Annotated in this window: 16 protein-coding genes and 1 tRNA gene; 11 read left to right on the forward strand and 6 right to left on the reverse strand. The window is 40.5% G+C overall.

All coding sequences use genetic code 11. The features are described 5' to 3' along the window. The first annotated feature begins 147 nt into the window (after positions 1-147). From FLM54_RS05225 to FLM54_RS05240, 4 genes are all read left to right on the forward strand, one after another. Positions 148-702 (forward strand): elongation factor P hydroxylase, encoded by a 555-nt coding sequence (locus tag FLM54_RS05225; RefSeq protein WP_178955580.1) that lies wholly within the window; start codon positions 148-150, stop codon positions 700-702. Next, positions 692-1,834 carry an ATP-NAD kinase family protein gene (locus tag FLM54_RS05230; RefSeq protein ID WP_178955582.1) on the forward strand — a complete coding sequence of 381 codons (1,143 nt, stop codon included), beginning with the start codon at positions 692-694 and terminating at the stop codon, positions 1,832-1,834. The genes FLM54_RS05225 and FLM54_RS05230 overlap by 11 nt, the downstream gene beginning before the upstream one ends. A 3-nt stretch (positions 1,835-1,837) precedes the next feature. After that, positions 1,838-2,113, forward strand: coding sequence for a YfcL family protein (locus FLM54_RS05235; protein ID WP_010391380.1), 276 nt, complete (start codon positions 1,838-1,840; stop codon positions 2,111-2,113). Positions 2,114-2,256: 143 nt separating this feature from the next. Beyond that, on the forward strand, positions 2,257-3,816 hold the full coding sequence (locus FLM54_RS05240) for an AbgT family transporter (protein WP_010391381.1): 1,560 nt from the start codon (positions 2,257-2,259) through the stop codon (positions 3,814-3,816). Positions 3,817-4,868: 1,052 nt separating this feature from the next. Here FLM54_RS05240 and FLM54_RS05245 read toward each other — a convergent pair. After that, positions 4,869-6,698, reverse strand: coding sequence for a DEAD/DEAH box helicase (locus FLM54_RS05245; protein ID WP_054202149.1), 1,830 nt, complete (start codon positions 6,696-6,698; stop codon positions 4,869-4,871). Between the two features lie 160 nt (positions 6,699-6,858). Beyond that, the gene (locus FLM54_RS05250; RefSeq protein ID WP_008114535.1) at positions 6,859-7,122 is read right to left on the reverse strand and encodes a GrxA family glutaredoxin; all 264 of its coding nucleotides are present in this window, start codon (positions 7,120-7,122) and stop codon (positions 6,859-6,861) included. A 290-nt stretch (positions 7,123-7,412) separates the two neighbouring features. Here FLM54_RS05250 and FLM54_RS05255 point away from each other — a divergent pair, with 290 nt between their 5' ends. Further along, positions 7,413-7,859: an Hsp20 family protein gene (locus FLM54_RS05255; protein WP_016899448.1), complete on the forward strand. Its 447-nt coding sequence runs from the start codon at positions 7,413-7,415 to the stop codon at positions 7,857-7,859. A 59-nt stretch (positions 7,860-7,918) separates the two neighbouring features. On the opposite strand, the gene FLM54_RS05260 is transcribed toward FLM54_RS05255, so the two are convergent. From FLM54_RS05260 to FLM54_RS05275, 4 genes are all read right to left on the reverse strand, one after another. Beyond that, the gene (locus tag FLM54_RS05260) at positions 7,919-8,434 is read right to left on the reverse strand and encodes a hypothetical protein (RefSeq protein ID WP_178955584.1); all 516 of its coding nucleotides are present in this window, start codon (positions 8,432-8,434) and stop codon (positions 7,919-7,921) included. Next, complete coding sequence (locus tag FLM54_RS05265) at positions 8,431-9,519, reverse strand: peptidyl-prolyl cis-trans isomerase (RefSeq protein ID WP_256872128.1); 1,089 nt, start codon at positions 9,517-9,519, stop codon at positions 8,431-8,433. The genes FLM54_RS05260 and FLM54_RS05265 overlap by 4 nt, the downstream gene beginning before the upstream one ends. 101 nt (positions 9,520-9,620) lie before the next feature. Further along, positions 9,621-10,634 (reverse strand): phospholipase, encoded by a 1,014-nt coding sequence (locus FLM54_RS05270; RefSeq protein ID WP_138606217.1) that lies wholly within the window; start codon positions 10,632-10,634, stop codon positions 9,621-9,623. A 159-nt stretch (positions 10,635-10,793) separates the two neighbouring features. Next, on the reverse strand, positions 10,794-12,347 hold the full coding sequence (locus FLM54_RS05275) for a cryptochrome/photolyase family protein (RefSeq protein WP_178955588.1): 1,554 nt from the start codon (positions 12,345-12,347) through the stop codon (positions 10,794-10,796). A gap of 491 nt (positions 12,348-12,838) precedes the next feature. Here FLM54_RS05275 and FLM54_RS05280 point away from each other — a divergent pair. The 6 genes from FLM54_RS05280 to truB all read left to right on the forward strand — a co-directional run bounded on the left by FLM54_RS05280 (position 12,839) and on the right by truB (position 19,380). Next, positions 12,839-12,915 (forward strand) — tRNA-Met (locus tag FLM54_RS05280). A 279-nt stretch (positions 12,916-13,194) separates the two neighbouring features. After that, positions 13,195-13,650 (forward strand): ribosome maturation factor RimP, encoded by a 456-nt coding sequence (gene rimP / locus FLM54_RS05285; protein WP_008114543.1) that lies wholly within the window; start codon positions 13,195-13,197, stop codon positions 13,648-13,650. 38 nt (positions 13,651-13,688) lie between these two features. Beyond that, positions 13,689-15,188: a transcription termination factor NusA gene (nusA, locus tag FLM54_RS05290; RefSeq protein ID WP_010391392.1), complete on the forward strand. Its 1,500-nt coding sequence runs from the start codon at positions 13,689-13,691 to the stop codon at positions 15,186-15,188. A 25-nt stretch (positions 15,189-15,213) separates the two neighbouring features. Further along, a complete protein-coding gene (infB, locus tag FLM54_RS05295; protein ID WP_054202155.1) occupies positions 15,214-17,871 on the forward strand; it encodes a translation initiation factor IF-2 in 2,658 nt (885 codons plus the stop codon). Between the two features lie 157 nt (positions 17,872-18,028). Beyond that, positions 18,029-18,436, forward strand: coding sequence for a 30S ribosome-binding factor RbfA (gene rbfA / locus FLM54_RS05300; RefSeq protein ID WP_008467148.1), 408 nt, complete (start codon positions 18,029-18,031; stop codon positions 18,434-18,436). After that, on the forward strand, positions 18,436-19,380 hold the full coding sequence (gene truB, locus FLM54_RS05305) for a tRNA pseudouridine(55) synthase TruB (protein ID WP_054202156.1): 945 nt from the start codon (positions 18,436-18,438) through the stop codon (positions 19,378-19,380). The genes rbfA and truB overlap by 1 nt, the downstream gene beginning before the upstream one ends. Positions 19,381-19,455: the final 75 nt, after the last annotated feature.

The following is a 19,455-nucleotide window of genomic DNA, read 5'->3' on the forward strand; positions in this document are numbered from 1 at the left end:
AGTATGGTAAGGAAGCCTTAATTAATGCATCGCTAATTTTTTACTTTGTAGATAAAAGTACGTACAATTCGCTTCGTTTTTAGTGTGCTTTATACTAATTTTATCTGTCTTTAAAGCATCGGGTTCAAACGAGTATACGAAGTATTTATGCACCAAGTAGCTGATCTAATGTCTATTTTCGAACACACTTTTTACCAAAGCTATAACACGCGTTTGGTAAAAGGTGAGCATGAGCCTATTTACATTCCCGCAAATGATACAACTCCATATCATCAAATTGTGTTTGCCCATGGTTTTTATGCCAGTGCACTACATGAAATAGCTCATTGGTTAGTGGCAGGCTCGCAACGCCGTTTAAGTGAAGATTATGGTTATTGGTATTGCCCTGATGGGCGCGATGCTACACAGCAAGCGGAGTTTGAATCAGTAGAGGTAAAACCTCAAGCAATAGAGTGGGCATTGAGTGTGGCTGCTGGGTTTGATTTTAACGTATCGGTAGATAATTTAAATGGTGAGCAAACTTGTCGATTTGCGTTTCAATCACGTGTTCATGCAAAGTTATTAGAGTTGTTGCAAAACGGGTTTAACCCAAGAACAACCTTACTATTAAAAGCACTGTGTAAATTTTATAACACCACGTGGCCATTACATGCTGCGCAGTTTTCATGGCATTCTCCCGAGGAGTTAAAAGATGCAGTTTAAGTTAGGATTGATTGTAAATCCGGTCGCAGGGCTCGGTGGTAGTGTTGCGCTTAAGGGCAGTGACGGTGAAGACACCGCTGCTAAAGCCATCGCATTAGGTGCAGAGCCTAAGTCAAATAGCCGCACTAAAGCTGCACTTGAAGTGCTGGTACCTCATCAATCAAACATTACTATTTATACTGTTAATGATGAAATGGGGGAGCAAACAGCAAAAGCGTTGGGCTTTAATACGCAAGTGGTTTATCAAAGTAACTCACCCACAACCAGTGACGATACTGAGGCTGCAGCTCGTTTATTACAGCTACAAGGTGTTGATTTAATCTTATTTGCTGGTGGCGACGGAACGGCGCGCAATATTTGCCATGCTGTAGAAGACTCTGTACCCGTATTGGGCATTCCTGCTGGGTGTAAAATTCATTCCGGCGTGTATGCCATAACGCCAAAAGCCGCAGGCCGTGTAGTTGAAATGCTGGTAAAAGGTGAGCTGGTAACATTAAGCGATGCTGATGTGATGGACATTGATGAAGTGGCTTTTCGCCAAGGAACAGTAAAAGCAAAACGTTATGGTGAAATGCAAGTGCCAAGTGAAGTGCGCTATGTACAAGCGGTTAAAAATGGCGGTAAAGAAACTGACGAGCTGGTGTTAGCAGATATAGCTGCTTATGTCGTTAGTGAAATGGATGCCGATATCCTCTATGTCATGGGTAGTGGCTCTACCGTTGGCGCAGTGATGGAAGAGATGGGGCTTGAAAACACCTTACTCGGTGTTGATCTCGTTGAAGATCAAGCTTTAGTAGGGCAAGACCTAACAGCCCAGCAACTTCTTGAACTTACCAAAGAACGTAAAACAAAATTAGTGATCACTCTAATTGGCGGTCAAGGGCATATTTTTGGTCGAGGCAATCAACAACTCAGTCCTGCGTTAATTAAAGCGATAGGCCGCGATAATATTATTGTGGTGGCTACTAAAACAAAATTACAGGCTTTAAATGGCCGACCGCTGATTTGTGATACCGGCGATAGCAAATTAGATGATGAATTAAGCGGTTATATACGTGTAACCAGTGGGTTTAACGACCATATTATGTATGCAGTAGGTCATCAAGATGGGCTGCACCCAGAGGAGAAGTAACACATGAGTTTAGTAAATTACATAGATGCTGCGCAGCAATATTTTGATGATTTAGTGATAAAAGCCACCGATGACGAGTTATTTGCTGGCGGTTATTTACGCGGCCACTTTGATTTAGCCGTAGGTTATGCACAAGTTGAAGAGTTAAATCTAGAAATTGCAGAACTAAACGACACGGTTGAAAAAAGCTTAGTAAAAGCTTATCGCAATGGCGAACTTAATGAAGATGATAAAGCACTCGTAGTAAGAATATGGGATGAAGTAAAAGCACTTGCATAAGCTTTTTTTATTCATTAAAAATAGCGCGGCTACTGAGCCGCGTTTTTTTGTGCCTAAAAAAGAACTTGTTTATTCAGTTAAAATTTACCTCATTCCTTAGATACGCTAAAGTAGCACAGTCTAAATTCTAGGGAACAAGTGAAATGAATAACAATAATGATGCGACAATGCCAACTGGCATAGTTGCGCGATTTTTAAATTTTGTTGAGCGGGTAGGTAATAAGCTTCCTGATCCAGCAATTATCTTTTTGTTTGCCATGTTATTAATCTGGTTTTTGTCTTGGTGGTTTTCAAGCGTCACATTTGATGCAATAGATCCTCGTACTGGCGAAGCCATTATCATTAATAACATGCTTGCCAGCGATTCGTTGGCCACTTTTTTATCTTCTATGGTAAAAACTTTCACCGGTTTTGCGCCACTGGGTGTAGTACTGGTTGCTATGCTAGGTGTAGGCGTTGCAGAGCATTCGGGCTTTATTAATACCGGCCTTAAATTAATGCTCAAAGTAACGCCTAGAAAATTACTAACACCCTCAATTATTTTGGTAGCTATTGTGAGCCATACGGCTACCGATGCAGGGTATGTGCTGGTTATTCCACTTGCTGGGGTAATATTTTTTGCAGCAGGTCGTCATCCGCTTGCCGGTATTGCAGCGGCATTTGCTGGGGTAAGTGGTGGCTTTGGTGCTAACTTTATTCCATCTGGAATTGACCCATTACTGCAAAGCTTTACGCAAAGTGCAGCACAAATTATTAATCCAACAATGAGCATTAACCCGCTTAATAACTGGGGCTTTGCTTCAGCATCAAGCTTATTTATTGTGATGTTAGGTTGGTATATCACCGATAAAATTATTGAACCACGTTTAAAAAATTCACCAGTTGATGGCGAAACTCAAGACCTACCAGCATTTGAAGATGCCCGTAGTGACGAAAAGCGCGCCTTTCTTATTGCCAGTAGCGTAATGATTGCAGGTATTGCATTATTAGCGTATGTATCTGCACCCGCTGATTCAGCGATGCGCAGCAGCGATGGTTCTTTAACAAACTTTAGTTCACCATTAATGCAATCAATAGTGCCGCTAATCTTCTTATTATTTTGGATCCCAGGCGCAGTATATGGTTTTACCGTAGGCACCTTTAAAAGCTCTAAAGACATGATAGACGCGATGAGCAAAGCCATGAATGGTATGGCGTATTACATTGTTATGGCATTCTTTTGTTCATTATTTATTGCTGCATTTAGTAAATCAAACCTAGGTGCTTTACTGGCAATTGAAGGGGCTCAAGTATTAAAAGCAATGGAGTTACCAAGCTCTGTGACGGTTGTGGGCATTATTTTCCTAACTGGTTTTGTAAACTTGTTTGTTGGTTCAAGCTCGGCTAAGTGGGCACTATTAGGTCCGGTATTTGTACCTATGCTAATGCAGCTCGGTATTTCGCCAGACTTAACGCAAGCAGCGTACCGTGTGGGAGATTCTAGCTCTAATATTATCACCCCGCTAATGCCATACTTCCCGCTGGTGGTGGTGTACTGTCAAAAATACGTTAAAGGCACAGGCATAGGTACGCTTATCGCGATGATGCTACCGTATTCAATCGCCTTTATGATCGGTTGGAGTATCTTCTTGCTAGGCTACTGGGCACTCGGTATCCCATTAGGACTTGATGCCAGCTACGTGTATCCCGCTGTGGCGCCTTAACTTATATCTTGATTCATAAACCTCACTCACTCGAGTGAGGTTTATATAAAAGTGCTGTAATATTCAAAGTAAGTCTAAGTTATCTTTCTAAATCTCTCACTATATAACCAAACAAACTAGCCTCACCAAAAATATAAACATAATCGTTTTTGTTATTCATTATTGTAGACTTATCATCGTACCACCTAAAATCATGAGTTTCGTTTGTTTTAGGATCTTTAAAATATAAACGAGTACAATTATCTTCATAATCAGAACCACACTTTTGTACATCAGTTAGGATATATTCCTTATACCAATAGTCGCCTTGCGTGTAGTAAGCCCATAATTTAATGGGGGCAGAGAATAAAAAATAGAGACTTGCATAGATTAACAAAGGGATTAATGGGTACGCGAATATTAATGATAATTTCGTTTTTGTATCTGAAAAACTATATTTAAGATGCTTCCTGTATTTACTGCAGCGTCTATATTTATTGAATACAAGTATATTTAAATAGATGAATGATGCGCCACAAATAATAGGGAATGCTATAAAGAAAATAACGTCGTATATTTCATTTGTGATAAATGGTGGATCTGTAAAGTCCATTAAAATAGGAATAATGATGCATAATAAAATAGGTAACATTATTACTACAAAGAGTAAGTTATCGTAATTTCTTTTCAATTTTTAATTCGTCCATGAATTATAGCCTTTGCTTAGTTTACATAAATTTTATTGTTTTAAAAATCAAAGAAAACATGTTTATACACATTAATTAATCTGAGTTTTGGATAATTAAGCTATCTCAAGCAGCTTTTTTAACGCTAATTGCGTTGAACTTACTTACAATAGGCTAGCTATTGACGCGTAATTTCGCCTTGTTTTTACTGCAATCTCTGGTTAGAGAAAACAAACAAAATATTTTTAATTCAATATGTTAGTTAAGTACCTAATACTGGCTTGCGGCTTCGAGTTACGAAGATTAAGCTGACCTGATACCTGAATTTCAGACACAAAAAAACCTTGGCACTTTCGTGGCAAGGTTTTTTTACTAAAGAGTCGTTGCTTACTTAGCGGTGAAGCTAACTGGGCGACGTTCTTTACGAGGGCCGCTACGCTTATCAGGGCGTTGGCCATCTTTATTAAAGCTACGCTTCTTGTCACCAGCAGGGCGTTCAGAACGCTCGCCGCGTGGCTCAGAAGGGCCTTGATCTTGTGTTAATGTCATACCCATTGGGCGTTTACAGATAAACACTTTTTGGAAGTGATCAAGTACATCTTTAGGCATGTTTTGCGGTAATTGTACCGTACTGTGACTGTCGTGAAGACGAATGTCACCAATAAACTTGCTTGAAATGTCTGCTTCGTTAGCAATTGCACCAACAATGTTCTTAACCTGAACACCATGCTCACGACCTACTTCGATACGGTACGTATCCATAGGGCCTGCATCACGGCTATTACGCTCGCGAGGTTTACGCTCAGCGCGCTCACCGCCACGTTCGTTACGACGGCCACGGTCACCACGATCATTACGGTCGTTGCGAGGGTTGCGTTCGTTACGCTCACGCGGTTGAATCTTAACTTCTTCAACTTTAATTGGCGATTGTTGCTGTGCTAAACACAGTAATGCACCCGCTAAGTCTTCAGGAGCAAGCTCAAGTTTTTGTGCCATGTTGGCAGCCACTTCGTTAAAGAAAGTAATATCTTTGTTTTCAAGTGCAAGCGTAAGCTTTTCTTGAAGCGCATTAATACGTTTCTCTTCAACAACTTTAGCTGTTGGTAATTCAACTTGTGCGATTTCAGATTTAGTATGACGAATGATATTTTTAAGTAAATAACGCTCGTTATGCTTAACGAAAAGAATCGCTTTACCAGTACGACCAGCACGACCTGTACGGCCGATACGGTGAACGTAGGCTTCAGAATCTTGTGGAATGTCGTAGTTGATAACTAAGCTTAAACGGTCTACATCAAGACCACGTGCCGCTACGTCTGTTGCAATAACAACGTTTAGCATGCCGCTTTTTAAACGATCAACTGTGCGCTCACGCGCTTGCTGGTTCATGTCACCGTTAAGCGGCGCAGCAGAAAAACCTTCGCGCTCTAATAACTCAGCTAGTTGTACTGTATCGTTACGTGTACGTACGAAAACAATAGCACCTTCATATTGTTCTGCTTCTAAGAAACGGACAATGGCTTTGTTTTTATGTACGTGTGCATTCCAAAACACTTGCTCTACTGACGATACAGTTGAGTTGCGTGCAGAAATATGAACCTGTTCAGGATTGTTCATATATTTGCTGCTGATGTTTTGAATTTGCTTAGGCATAGTCGCAGAGAAAAGACATGTTTGCTTTTCACGCGGCGTTTTTTCCATGATGTTTTCAACATCATCGATAAAGCCCATACGTAGCATTTCATCGGCTTCATCAAGTACAAGTGCTTGTAAAGCATCAAACTTGATAGTGCCACGGTTTATGTGATCGATTAAACGACCCGGTGTAGCAACAATAATCTGTGCGCCACGACGAAGTGCGCTCAACTGGATGCTGTAGCTCTGGCCACCATATAGTGCCAGTACTTCAACACCACGAGTGTGTTTTGCATATTGTTCAAATGCCTCAGCTACTTGGATCGCAAGCTCACGGGTTGGTGTGAGTACAAGGATCTGTGGCTGTTTCACAGACGGGTCAATATTATTTAGTAATGGCAGTGCAAATGCTGCTGTTTTACCTGTACCCGTTTGTGCTAGTCCCAGTACGTCCTTTCTTTCTAGCAATAACGGTATACATTGAGCTTGGATTTCAGATGGTGTCTTGTAACCCAACTCTTCAACTGCCTTTAAAATTGCAGGAGAAAGATTTAGAGATTCAAACGTGACTGGTTCTGACATTAATACGCCTCAACGAATTTAAAGAGGCGCGCATTGTATAGGAAATACGAGGCAAATGCTTGTATAAATTACAACTAATTTATATGTGTTTGATGTTGGTCGAAATTTAACCAGCCCAAGTTGTGCGTTAATTAAGCTGGTTAACAATATACCTACAAATTTACTGGTAAAGGCCTAGGTTTTCTTTGGCGTAGGCTTCAAATTCTGTAAAACCACCAATGTGTGTTTGGTCTACAAAAATTTGTGGCACAGTCGGGCATGGCTTGCCTGCAGACTTTTCTAAATCTTCTTTACTGATGCCTTCTTTGATGATGTCGATGTAGCGGTATTTAAAATCATCGCGGTCATTAGCAAGTTGCTCTGCAACATCTTTAGCGCGAACACAAAAAGGGCAGCCTTCACGGCCAAAAATTACTGTTAACATAACGCTCTCCTCAAATTAGTTGACCCTAGTGTAACTAATTTCATTATTTATTACAGTGCAAAAAAACGATTATTGTGTTCGCTTTTTTCAGGGCCTGTAAAAAAATAAAAAATATTTTATAAAAAAATCTTGAAATAAAATTGTCCGCCCATAAATAGTTATTTGAGGACGCCTGATGGGTCTTCATTTAAACAGAACTATTTGAAAATTATATTATTAATTAAATTTTGCCGTTACTTGTTCAAACGAAAAGTGGCAGCAATATATCGCTTAAATATGAGGATATTATTATGCGTACAGTAGATTTATCACCCCTATACCGTTCATTCATTGGTTTCGATCACTTAGCATCATTAATGGATGCCGCTGCACGAACTGACAAGCAGCCAAGTTTTCCTCCATACAACATCGAAGCGCTTGATAAAGACAAATACCGTATCACTATGGCAGTTGCTGGATTTAGTGAAGACGAGTTAAGCCTACAATCTGAAAACAACACGTTAGTTGTATCGGGCACTAAAGCAGGTAAAGAACAAAACGATGAACGTAAATTCATTCATCAAGGCATTGCCGAGCGCAACTTTGAGCGTAAGTTCCAGTTAGGTGACCACGTTAAAGTACTTGGCGCAGACCTAGCCAACGGCTTACTGAGTATTGATCTTGAGCGTGAGATCCCAGAAGCGCTGAAGCCGCGAAAAATTGAAATTGGCTCAGGCAATATGCTAGAAAGTAAATAGCTTAGATAGCACACGTATTTTCCCTGTGAAAAGCCGCCATTTGGCGGCTTTTTGCGTTGTTAGTCTTTTAAATCTATTTGCATTTGTTTTAAAGCGTTAATTTTATCTATTGCAACTTGTAGTTGTTCTTGTGAAAGCTTTTTTTGTCGGCCTTTAGCAAGTAAGTCTTCAAGCTTTAATATTTTGGCTTTTGCAGCAATAACAAAACGTTGTTCTAGCTGTTTTTGCTGTTCAAGATGGAAATCTTGATATGCCTGGTGATTATTTAAATCACCACTGTACTGAGCCACTGGCTGAGTATTTTTTACTATGTTAGGTAAATAGGCCACAGAGGTTATTGTTGGCAAGGGGGGAGGACTAGTGTTACTAATTGTAGCCGTTTTCAATTGCGTGCTTTCCAACTCTTGAGTCATGTCATCAGCTGTCAGCTCAAGGGACGTTGTTTGCTTGACACTTTTAGCTTGGTCAAGGCCATCAATATTCTCTATTGTTGGTTTGCTAGTATAATGAGTGAAAAGTGTGTAAATACCAACACAAGCTAAAGCAATGACAGAAACGAAATTTTTTTTACTCATAAAATTACTCCCGTCTTATTTTGCCACTTGAGCCAGTTATTTTCATACTGTTGTGCCGCTTTTTGTTTTGCGATGGCCTTTGTTGCTTGGTATCGAACGGTTTCATCTTCTGGCAAAAAGTAATCAAACTGATGCTCATAACTGTGTATCACCACCCATTCACCACTAGGTGTACGTATAACAGCGGAAATGGTGTTTTCTTTAGTTGTGAACGCAAGTTGTACAACCCAACTACTTTTGTTTTTGCGGTTTAATTCACTATTGTATTGAGCATATATATCTTGTTTTCCTGATATTACTAATGCTTGTTCAAGTGATTTGTTATCCGCCAACGTGCGAAAGTCTACAGCATTGGCTCGATTAGCAAATTGAGCTCCGTGGGCTTTTACCTGACTTAAAAATTTAAACTGCGATTTATTTGCTTGATAAAACGCTTTAATTTCGCTTTTGTTTACTTGTTGCTCTAGCTTTTCAAGAACAGGGCTCTGCATGTGCATCATTGTATTTATGCCTAGCCAGCTTTGAATGGAGGGTCGCAAAATATCTCCTTTAGCTATTTCATACAGATGTTCAATATCAATATTCTGTTTTGCCAAAATCGGTTTGGCTTTTGAAAACGCTATATTGAATTGCCGTTTTTTTATTAATTCACTTTTGAATAGTTCACTATCTCCTCTATGGAGTTTAAAACGTACCTGCATTGATAGTGTATCGATAAATTCATATAAATTAATAGAATTATACAAAATAGGGGTTAAATCGATCTGCTGCATTTTTTTAATCAAGCTTTGCACATATTGACCATTTTTAGGGTAGGGCCCTAATGTGTGTTTAAGCCAATGGCTATCATAAGTGTCAAGCTTTACCTGACTTGACTGTGCCTTTATAGCTAATTGCGAATCGAACAGATTTTTTAAGTAACGTTCAACATGGTATTGAGTACTAAAACCAACGGCAGATTGTCGTTTTATTATTGCAGGTGTTTTTAGCGCTGCTTGTTGTAACAAAAACTGATTCTCATACAGACGAGTTCTAACTTCATTGATTGTAATTTCAGGTTTGTGCTTTAAATAAGCACGATGCATAAAGTTAACTTCATCACTACTGTATTGTGTAAATGAGGCCATTACTAGGGAGTGGTAACACGCCCCTAGTAATGTAATCACTAAAATAGCCATTTTTTTCATTAGCGAGCAACCATGGCGTGGTTCAATAAGTGCACCACCATTGCTATTGCATGGGGCACTACTTGCTTAGCTATATTAAGGCGATCAAAATGATCTTTTGAATTGAGTACAATTCCACCCTGTGCATAAGAAAATGAACCGCCTTGAGTTAATAATGGGCGAACATCTTGGCTATTTTTATCTAAAGGCGAGAACGTTTGCATTGCTTGAGTAACGAGTGATAAATCGTTGAGCTGCTCTTGATCATAGTAATCTTTTACCCAACTTTCCCAGCTAGAGTGGTTAAGGTCTGATGTGGTCCATGTGTGGTGAGGTTGTAATAAATCAGTCGTATGAAATACAAACCCTAATACTTGAGGATTTCCGCTTTGTAAGTAACTTTGATACCAATATTGCCCTAAATTATCGATAGGTTGAAATGGCATTTCTTCAAAGTCATCGTACATAGAATAGGTTGAGTTGCTATCGATTCTGTAGTGAGATTCTGTTACACCATAACTGTTATATTTTGAAGAGTCGGCATTGAACCAACCTGTTTCTCCCCCTTTACCATCATCAAGGTAGTCACCTTTAAGCCAAGCAGATGCAAGATTATCAATAGTGCCCCAAACGGTGAGCTTCTCATAATTATAACCACCAAAATCGTTTCCATGTTGGTCTGCACCTTGGGTATGATTTTGAAAATGCCAATAGCTTGTATATTTAACTATACTTTGCGCTGCTCCCCATACAGGCGCTTGAACACACGAACCTGTAATGGCACCACAGAAAAAGGTGTCTTCAAAGTCATCTACATCATAAGCCGCTTGTCCTAGCAGCTCGGCTAATTCAGAGATTGTCAGATTGTTTTGTGCAGCGTACTGACGTAGGGCAGCATATTCGGTGCTGGCTGGGTGTTGCTGCATATAATTTACGGCATCAAGAACAATACGTTTGTGAGTTTCTTGACTAAAAGCTTGAGCTTGGCTTGTACCGAGTAATAAAAGTGTCGCTGCAATTAATTGTTTTTTCATTTTATTCTCATCATAGTTTGGAGTAAGAGGTGCTATTAAAAAATAAGCTCATTACATTGCCATGACAAATAAATTAAACATTTAATTAACAATATTACCTATTTTGGTACTTTAATATTAACTATCAAGAATGCTGCCGCCAATTGACGGCATTTATATTTAAAGCTTTTCAATATTATTTAAATAGTTGTTACCTTGCTCTAAGGTTGCTTGGCGTAATGATTCATCTTGTTTATCCCAATTACGATAAACCATCCCTATTCGTGGGTTTTTCTCAAGTCGCTCTCGGTGTTTTTGCATAAACTGCCAGTAAAGGCTGTTTAGCGGACACGCATCTTTGCCCACTTTCTCTTTCACTTTGTATTGGCAGCTTTTACAGTAGTCACTCATTTTATTTATATAGTTGCCGCTAGCCGCATAAGGCTTAGTGGCAATGATGCCATCGTCAGCAAACTGGCTCATCCCTCGTGCGTTAGGCATTTCTACCCACTCAATAGCATCAATATAAACACCTAAATACCATTCATCCACTTCATCGGGACTGATGGCGGTTAATAAACAAAAATTACCTATTACCATTAAGCGCTGAATATGATGGGCATACGCGCTGTCTAAGCTTTGTGTTAATGAGTGGCTTAAGCAATTCATTTTTGTTTTACCATTCCAAAAATAACTCGGCAGTGCACGAGTTGCATTAAGCTGGTTTTTGTTGGCGTAATCGGGCATGTTTTTCCAATACACGCCACGCACATACTCGCGCCAACCCAGTACTTGGCGAATAAAGCCTTCAACCTGAGAAATAGATATTTCATCTTGACGTTGTTGGTACTCTTTAACAACACGGTCGATAACATAGCGAGGGGGTAAAATTTTGGCATTTAACGCAAACGATAATCGGCTGTGATAAAAGGTATCCTTATCAGGGCATTGATCTGTCATCGCATCTTGAAATTGACCAAAGCGAGGCAGTAAATGTGCACAAAAATGATCAAGCGCACTTATTGCTTGCTTACGGGTTGTTGGCCAGCTTAATTGCGTGTCTATCTGTCCAAAGTAATTTATTTTATGTTTATCTAAACGCTCAATAATGGCGCTAACATCATTTTTAAATAATTTGGGTTTGGGGATATCGGCTAAATCACTTTTTGAAAACTTATTACGGTTATTGGCATCAAAGTTCCATTGCCCACCGGCAGGTTTGTCATCTTCCATTAAAATATCAAACTGCTTACGCATTGCCCGATAAAAATGCTCCATAGTGACGTGTTTATCTTTTTTAAAGCGTTTATCTATGTCGTTAAATGCTAATAAAAAATGCTCGCTGTCACAGGCATTCACCGTTAACTCGCTATTAGTCGCGAATTCGTGAAGTTGTGTTTTTAAACGGTACTCATCTGGGTATTGATATTCAATAGAGGTGCATTCATGCTGCTTGGCTAAACGCTTTAAAAGAGCGGGTAAGTCATCATCGTCTTTGGTGTCATCTAGCGTGAGATGTAAAACATTGAAGCCAGCATCTTTTAATGCATTAGCGAAGTTTTCCATGGCTTTAAAAAAGGCTGATATTTTTTGCACATGGTGTTTTACATAGTGTGCTTCTTGCATAAGCTCAGCAATAACAAATACGGTGTCGTCTGATTTGTCTTTAAACCACGAATGAGCAGGATTGAGCTGATCACCTAAAATCAATCTTAGTGTGTTGTATTTTTTCATAATTAGCCAAAATTCACTCTTATACGTGATATTTTTAAAAGCGATCTATTTCTTAAAGTATGCTTAACCTGAACTCTGGTTAAGAGGTTTACTAACATATTAAATCAAAAATGATATTTATGTTTATTTTCTCTAGCCAGAGATTTTCAGTGAAAACAAGGCGAAATTACGCGTCAATAGCTAGCCTATTGCAAGTAAATTCAACGCAGTTAGCGCTGAAAATAGCTGCTTGAGATAGATTTATTATCCAAAGTTCAGGTTACCGATAATAGAGCACCGAATGCAATTTAATACAGCGGTTGATTGTAACGATTCAAATTTTATAGCAAACATAGTGTAGGTAAGGCGATAAACTAGGTTGCTTTTTTTATCAACTTATTAGTTATTATGGTTGCTAATTTAGCGGCACATCCTTATAATAGCGGCCATTGTTTAGTAGGTTATAAAATTTACTAACAGCGATATTAAGTTATTAACTTTTTATCTATTGGCGCGGGATGGAGCAGTCTGGTAGCTCGTCGGGCTCATAACCCGAAGGTCGTTGGTTCAAATCCGGCTCCCGCAACCAATCTTAATAGTAGGTTTAAACTTACTACTTTATATCGCGCATTCTAAGTAATGCGCGTTTTGCGTTTAAGCTAATGAAGTTTAATTTGGTCAGGGTACTGACTCGCAACCAAGCTTGGCCCTAGGCCACACAGTTTTTCGTTTTTTGGTGTGACGCCCCGCTTGGTTCGGGGCGTTGTTGTATCTGCACCGTTTGATTTAATGTTTATCGATTAAATCAAAATTTAAACTCAGTATTTTAGGGCTATAAGCCCTTTTTTTGTTTGTATGGAGGATTTTCGTGACAAAACTTGAACAAGATTTAGTAACCATGTTAACGCCTGCGGTAGAAATGCTAGGCTTTGAATTACATGGTCTTGAGTTTGTACAAGCGGGTCGCCATTCTACCTTAAGAGTATACATTGCTCACGAGGATGGAATTTCAGTTGACAACTGCGCAGATGCCAGTCGTCAAATTAGTGCGATTTTAGACGTCGAAGACCCGATTACAAACGAATATGATTTGGAAGTGTCGTCTCCTGGTGTTGATCGTCCATTATTCAAACAAGATCACTACGAGCAGGCGCAAGGAGAGGAAGTACGCGTGCGTACTAAGCTTCCACAAGACGGTCGCCGTAATTTTAAAGGCGACTTAATAGCAGTTAGCAGCGATATGATCACATTATCTAGCGATGGTGCAGAGCATTTAATCATGCTTAGTAACATTGAACGTGCGAACATAATCGCAAAGTTTTAATTCGAGTGCGAAGGAATAGGGCAAGCGAGGCATTACCCATGGCAAAAGAGATATTATTGGTTGCTGAAGCCGTTTCCAATGAGAAAGCGGTTCCAAAAGAAAAGATTTTTGAAGCTCTAGAGTTCGCATTAGCGACAGCGACAAAGAAAAAGCATGATGGTGAAATTGATGTACGTGTTGCAATTGACCGTAAAACTGGCGATTACGATACATTCCGTCGCTGGCAAATAGCTGAAGTATTAGAAGATGGTTCTTTAGAGAATCCATACAGCGAAATCACGTTAGAAGCTGCTCAAGTTGAAGAACCAGACTTGAAAATGGGCGACTACGTAGAAGAGCAGATTGAATCAATTAAATTTGACCGCATAACAACACAAATGGCTAAGCAAGTAATCGTACAAAAAGTACGTGAAGCAGAGCGTGCCTTAGTGGTTGAAGCGTACAAAGATCAGCAAGGCGAGCTAGTAACGGGTGTTGTTAAAAAAGCAACGCGTGATGCAATCGTACTTGATTTAGGTAATAACGCCGAAGCGGTTATTTACCGTGACGACATGCTGCCACGTGAAAACTTCCGCCCAGGCGATCGTATTCGTGGTCTTCTATATGAAGTTAAACCAGAAGCACGTGGTGCACAATTATTTGTAACCCGTTCTAAACCAGAAATGCTGATGGAATTATTCCGCATTGAGGTGCCAGAAATTGGCGAAGAGATGATTGAATTACGTGCCGCAGCTCGTGATCCAGGTTCACGCGCTAAAATCGCAGTTAAGTCTAATGATAAGCGTATAGACCCTGTAGGTGCGTGTGTTGGTATGCGTGGCGCACGTGTTCAAGCGGTATCGTCAGAACTTGGCGGTGAGCGTGTTGATATCGTACTTTACGATGACAACCCAGCACAGTTTGTTATTAACGCAATGGCACCAGCAGAAGTGGCTTCAATCGTAATGGATGAAGACACTCACTCAATGGATATTGCTGTTGAAGCTGATAACTTAGCACAAGCTATTGGTCGTAATGGTCAAAACGTACGTTTAGCAAGCCAGTTAACTGGCTGGGAATTAAACGTAATGACCGTTGATGAAATGCGCGCTAAGAACGAAGCTGAGTCAGATAAGTTAATTAACTTATTTACTGAAAACTTAGATATTGATGACGAGTTTGCGTCATTACTTATCAACGAAGGTTTCTCAACACTTGAAGAAGTTGCGTATGTACCTGCTTCTGAGTTTTTAGAAATCGACGGCTTAGATGAAGAAACAGTGGACGTATTACGTTCACGTGCAAAAGATGCATTAACAACGAAAGCCCTTAAAACGGAAGAAAGCTTAGAAGGCGCTGAGCCTGCTGAAGACTTACTTGCGCTTGAAGGCTTAGAGCGTCATTTAGCATTTGTTATGGCAAGTAAGGGTGTAGTAACACTTGAAGACTTAGCTGAGCAAGGCATTGATGAGCTTGTAGATATTACAGAGCTATCTGCAGAGAAAGCGGGCGAGCTAATTATGGCTGCACGTAATATTTGTTGGTTTGCAGACGAGTAATTTATTAACGGAGGTATTAGAGACTATGGCAGAAGTAAATGTTGAAAAACTAGCCGGTGATATAGGTACAACTGTTGATAAATTGCTACAGCAGTTTTCACAAGCCGGTATTACTAAACAAGCAGGCGATAATGTAACAGAAGCTGAAAAAGCAACGTTACTTGATCACCTAAGCAAGCAACATGGCGGTACTGGATCTGAAGGTCCAGCGCGTATGACATTGCAACGTAAGAGCAAAAGCACATTAAGTGTGACTGGCTCTACGGGTAAAGCAAAGGCTGTGCAAGTTGAAGTTCGCAAAACCCGCACTTACGTGAAAAAAAGTGCTGTTGAGCAAGAGCAAGAACAGCAACGTCTAGCCGCTGAAGAAAAAGCGCGTCTTGAAGAGCAGCAAAAAGCTGAACAAGAAGCCGCAGAATTGAAAGCGAAACAAGAGGCAGAACGTAAAGCGAAAGAAGACGCTGATCGTAAAGCCAAAGAAGAAGCTAAACGCAAAGCAGATGCTGAGCGTAAAGCGAAACAACAGCAGATGACCCCTGAGCAAAGTGCTAAGTCTGAGAAAGATCGCATCGAAGCTGAGCGTCTGCAAAAAGAAGCAGAAGAGGCCGCATTGAAGAAAGCTGAAGAAGAAGCGAAACGTCAAGCAGAAGAGGCAAGAAAGCTAGCTGAAGAGAATTCAGCACGCTGGAAGAAAGAAGAAGAAGAACGTAAGAAACGCGAAGAAACCGCGGATCACCACCTTACGACTTCAACTTACGCACGTGAAGCAGAAGATGTAGCAGATGCTCGCGAAGAGCAAGGCTCACGCCGTGCGAAGAAAAAGAAAAAAGCGCCAGCAAAAGATAAATTTGCAGCGTCTAAAGGTAAAAAAGGTAAGCTAAAAGCGCCAGCGTCATTACAGCACGGTTTCCAAAAACCAACGGCTGATGTTAAAAACGAAGTGCGTATTAGTGAAACAATTACAGTTGCTGAGCTTGCGTCACGCATGGCTGTTAAAGGCGCTGAAGTTGTAAAAACAATGATGAAAATGGGTGACATGGTTACGATTAACCAAGTTATTGACCAAGAAACTGCGCAACTTGTTGCAGAAGAAATGGGCCATAAAGTTATCATCGTTAAAGAAAACGAATTAGAGCAAACAGTACTTAACGACCGCCATGAAGATGGTAAGTCTGAGCCTCGTGCTCCAGTAGTAACTGTTATGGGTCACGTTGACCACGGTAAAACGTCAACGCTTGATTACATTCGTTCAGCTAAAGTTGCTTCAGGCGAAGCCGGTGGCATTACGCAGCATATTGGTGCATACCACGTTGAAACTAACGGCAACATGATCACTTTCTTAGATACTCCGGGTCACGCCGCGTTTACATCTATGCGTGCTCGTGGTGCAAAAGCGACTGATATCGTAATCCTAGTAGTTGCAGCCGATGATGGTGTAATGCCACAAACTAAAGAAGCGGTACAGCATGCTCGCGCAGCTGGCGTTCCTTTAATCATTGCTGTTAACAAAATGGATAAAGAAGGCGCAGATCCAGACCGCGTTAAAAACGAGCTAGCTCAGCTAGACGTTATCCCAGAAGATTGGGGCGGTGATACGCAATACGTTCACATCTCAGCTAAAACAGGTCTTGGTATTGATGACCTTTTAGAAGCAGTATTAATGCAATCTGAGCTGTTAGAACTAAATGCACCTAGCGAAGGTATGGCTGCAGGTGTTGTAATTGAATCACGTCTTGATAAAGGCCGTGGTCCAGTAGCGTCTATCCTTGTTCAATCAGGTACGCTTAACCAAGGTGACATTGTATTATGTGGTCTTGAGTATGGCCGTGTTCGTGCAATGCGCGATGAAAACGGTAAAGACATTAAATCTGCGGGTCCTTCTATTCCTGTTGAGATTTTAGGTCTTTCTGGTATTCCAGCAGCGGGTGATGAAGCAACAGTAGTTAAAGACGAGCGTAAAGCACGTGAAGTTGCACTTTACCGTCAAGGTAAATTCCGCGATGTTAAATTAGCGCGTCAGCAAAAAGCGAAGCTTGAAAACATGTTTACTAACATGACTGAAGGCGACGTGTCTGAAGTTAACGTGGTACTTAAAGCAGACGTTCAAGGTTCAATTGAAGCAATTTCAGACTCACTAACTAAACTTTCTACTGATGAAGTAAAAGTGAAGATTGTTGGTTCTGGTGTTGGTGGTATCACTGAAACAGATGCAACTCTTGCTGCAGCGTCTAACGCAATCGTAGTTGGCTTTAACGTTCGTGCCGATGCATCAGCGCGTAAAGTGATTGACTCTGAAAACTTAGACCTTCGTTACTACAGCGTAATTTACGCACTTATCGAAGAAGTTAAGCAAGCCATGTCTGGTATGCTTGCTCCTGAGTTTAAACAAGAGATCATTGGTCTTGCTGAAGTACGTGATGTATTTAAGTCTCCAAAAATTGGCGCAATTGCTGGTTGTATGGTTACTGAAGGTACTATCAAACGTAGCGCACCAATTCGTGTACTTCGTGATAACGTGGTTATTTACGAAGGTGAACTTGAGTCATTACGTCGCTTTAAAGATGACGTACAAGACGTTCGTAACGGCATGGAATGTGGTATCGGCGTTAAGAACTACAATGACGTTCGCGTTGGTGACCAAATCGAAGTATTTGAAACAGTTGAAGTACAACGTAGTCTTTAATTGTTGTTAGGTGTTGTTGGACATTCAAGGTCGTACCTCGATAGCCCAACATACCCTATGCTAAGATTTTAAATGGGGGCTCAGCCCCCATTTGTGTATCCATTATTTAGTTAACTTGTTATTGTTTTTCAATAAGTTATAATTTTAGGAAAGTGAAATGAGAGAATTTTCTCGCACTGATCGTGTTGCTCAGCAAATTCAAAAAGAAATTGCTGTGATTCTACAACGCGAAATTAAAGATCCGCGCTTAGGCATGGTGACAGTGTCTGCGGTAGAAGTATCACGCGATTTATCTTATGCCAAAGTTTTTATCACGGTGTTTAACACTGAAGACGAAAATGCAGCAAAACAGAGTGCAAAAGTACTGAACGAAGCAACGGGCTATATCCGTTCGTTACTAGGTAAGCGTATTCGCGCACGTATTATGCCAGAGCTTAAATTTGTGGTTGATAACTCATTAATGGAAGGGATGCGCATCTCTAACTTAGTGGACTCTATCATTCGTGAAGATAATGCTAAGCATGTTGATGATGAAACAGATAGCGAAGAAGGCACTAAAGACTAATGGCAAGACGCAGTAAAGGCCGTCCAGTTGATGGTATTTTGTTGTTAAACAAACCAGAAGGCATTTCATCAAACAAGGCATTACAGCAGGCTAAAGGTATTTATTTTGCGCAAAAAGCGGGGCACACAGGTGCGCTTGATCCGCTTGCGACCGGCATGCTGCCAATTTGTTTTGGTGAAGCGACTAAGTTTACCCAGTTTTTACTCGATACAGATAAAACCTATGTTGTTCGAGCTAAGCTAGGTGAACGTACTACCACATCAGACTCTGATGGCGAAGTGGTCGAAACTCGCGATGTGAATGTTACTTCCCAATTACTAAGCGAAGAGATTGCTAAGTTTTTAGGTGAGTCAGACCAATATCCATCAATGTATTCAGCGCTTAAATATGAAGGTAAACCTTTATATAAATATGCGCGTGAAGGTATAGAAGTTCCTCGCAAATGTCGAAAAATTAACGTATTTAGCTTAACGCTTGATGAGTTTGATGAGCAAGCTAACGAGATACAAATGACTGCACATGTATCTAAAGGTACGTATATTCGTACTATCGTTGATGACTTAGGTGAAAACTTAGGCTGCGGCGCGCATGTGATTATGCTGCATCGTAGTGCTGTTGGGCATTACCCTGCAGATAAAATGGTCACACTTGAGCAGTTAGAAGCGTTATTAAATCAAGCGAAAGAACAAGACGTTGCGCCTTCAACTTACCTTGACGAACTATTATTGCCAATGGACACCGCGTTAGTTGATTTACCCGTTGTGGAAATTACTAAAGAGCAGGGAATGGCATTTAGCCATGGTCAAGCTGTGGTGTTGGGTAAAGCCCTGCCTGAAGGTGCAATAAAGGTACTGGCTGACGGAATATTTATTGGTACGGGCGAACGTAATCCTGATGGCCATTTAAAGTCAAAGCGCGGCTTGTCTAATCAACAACCAGAGTAAAGTTTAACTTGTAGTTATGCTGATAATTGGTAGAATACGCCCGCTTAATCGTTTTGGCTGAATTAGTGATCGGCT

Source organism: Pseudoalteromonas sp. Scap25 (assembly GCF_013394125.1).
Classification (GTDB): Bacteria; Pseudomonadota; Gammaproteobacteria; order Enterobacterales; family Alteromonadaceae; genus Pseudoalteromonas.